Origin of the sequence: Nocardioides sp., from assembly GCF_035429765.1 — a bacterium.
Lineage (GTDB): Bacteria > Actinomycetota > Actinomycetes > Propionibacteriales > Nocardioidaceae > Nocardioides.
Genome location: NZ_DAOMFK010000334.1, coordinates 1 through 1,800 on the forward strand (window position 1 = coordinate 1; position 1,800 = coordinate 1,800).

The 1,800-nt window shown below is 71.2% G+C and carries 2 protein-coding genes; both read left to right on the forward strand.

The genetic code is table 11. From position 1 onward, the window contains the following. The first annotated feature begins 121 nt into the window (after positions 1 to 121). Complete coding sequence (gene eno / locus PLP61_RS16915) at positions 122 to 1,399, forward strand: phosphopyruvate hydratase (protein ID WP_324503967.1); 1,278 nt, start codon at positions 122 to 124, stop codon at positions 1,397 to 1,399. A gap of 34 nt (positions 1,400 to 1,433) precedes the next feature. Next, positions 1,434 to 1,800: NAD(P)H-hydrate epimerase (locus tag PLP61_RS16920; protein WP_324503968.1), on the forward strand; the 367-nt coding region annotated here is incomplete at its 3' end.

A 1,800-nucleotide genomic window follows, 5' to 3' on the forward strand; every position in this document is an offset into this window, starting at 1 on the left:
GAGGGCTGAGGAGCCGCTCAACCGTCCGGGAGCCCCGCGAGTCCAGGATCTCAAGAAGACTCCGCAAACGCCGGCCGGCCGCCCCCGGTAGGCTCGGGAGCAGCCGATGCTAGGAGGAATCGTGGCCCTTATCGAAGCAGTCGTCGCCCGGGAGATCCTGGACTCGCGGGGCAACCCGACGGTCGAGGTGGAGGTCGGTCTGGAGGACGGGTCGCTGGGCCGGGCCGCGGTGCCCAGTGGCGCCTCGACCGGGGCCTTCGAGGCCAGCGAGCGCCGGGACGGCGGCGACCGGTACCTGGGCAAAGGGGTCCTGGAGGCCGTCGCGGCGGTGGAGGACGAGATCGCGCCCGAGGTCGAGGGCTGCGAGGCCAGCGAGCAGCGGCTCATCGACCAGATCATGATCGACCTCGACGGCACGCCGAACAAGAGCCGGCTGGGGGCCAATGCCATCCTCGGGGTGTCGCTGGCCGTGGCCATCGCGGCGGCGGAGTCCGCGGACCTGCCGCTGTTCCGCTACGTCGGCGGCCCGCAGGCGCATGTGCTGCCCGTCCCGATGATGAACATCCTCAACGGCGGCGCCCACGCAGACACCGGGGTGGACATCCAGGAGTTCATGATCGCCCCGATCGGTGCCGACGACTTCTCGACCGCCCTGCGCATGGGGGCGGAGGTCTACCACAGCCTCAAGTCCGTGCTGAAGCAGCGCGGCCTGGCCACCGGACTCGGTGACGAGGGCGGGTTCGCCCCGGACCTGCCGAACAACCGGGAGGCGCTGGACCTGATCTCGTCGGCGATCGAGGCGGCCGGACTGTCCCTGGGTACCGACGTGGCGCTGGCTCTGGACGTGGCGAGCACGGAGTTCTTCGCCGACGGAAGCTACACCTTCGAGGGCCAGCAGCGAACGAGCGCCCAGATGGCCGAGTACTACGCCGGCCTGCTGGACTCCTACCCGCTGGTCAGCATCGAGGACCCGCTGGCCGAGGACGACTGGGACGGCTGGGTGGAGCTGACCGCCGCCCTGGGCTCGCGCGTGCAGCTGGTCGGCGACGACCTGTTCGTCACCAACCCGGTCCGTATCGCTGACGGCATCGAGAGGAAGGCCGCCAACTCGCTGCTGGTCAAGGTGAACCAGATCGGGTCGCTCACCGAAACCCTCGACGCGGTCGCGCTGGCCCACCGGTCGGGCTACACGTGCATGATGAGCCACCGGTCCGGTGAGACCGAGGACACCACGATCGCCGACCTGGCCGTGGCGACCAACTGCGGACAGATCAAGACCGGCGCACCCGCCCGGTCCGAGCGGGTCGCGAAGTACAACCAGCTGCTGCGCATCGAGGAGGAGCTCGACGACGCCGCGACCTACAGCGGCCGCTCGTCGTTCCCCCGCTTCCAGGGCTGAGTCGACGCGACACGCGAGCGCATTGAGTCCGCTGATGCTGCCGGTCCACGACGTCCCGACGATCCGCACCGCGGAGGCGGACCTGATGGCCCAGCTCCCGGAGGGCGTGCTCATGCAGCGCGCCGCGACGGGTCTGGCAACCACGGCGGCAGGGCTCATCAAGGCCGCCTTCGGGCGGCTGGCCGGGGTGCGCCTGGCAGTCGTCGCGGGCTCGGGCAACAACGGTGGGGACGCGCTGTTCGCGGCGAGCCAACTGGCCCGGCGGGGAGTGGCGGTGGACATCCTGCCCACCTCGTCGACCCCGCACGCGGCCGGCCTGCGGGCCGCTCAGCAGGCGGGGGCCATGGTGCGGCCCCCGCGGCCGGCCGATGTCGTGCTGGACGCCGTGGTGGGGATCGGTG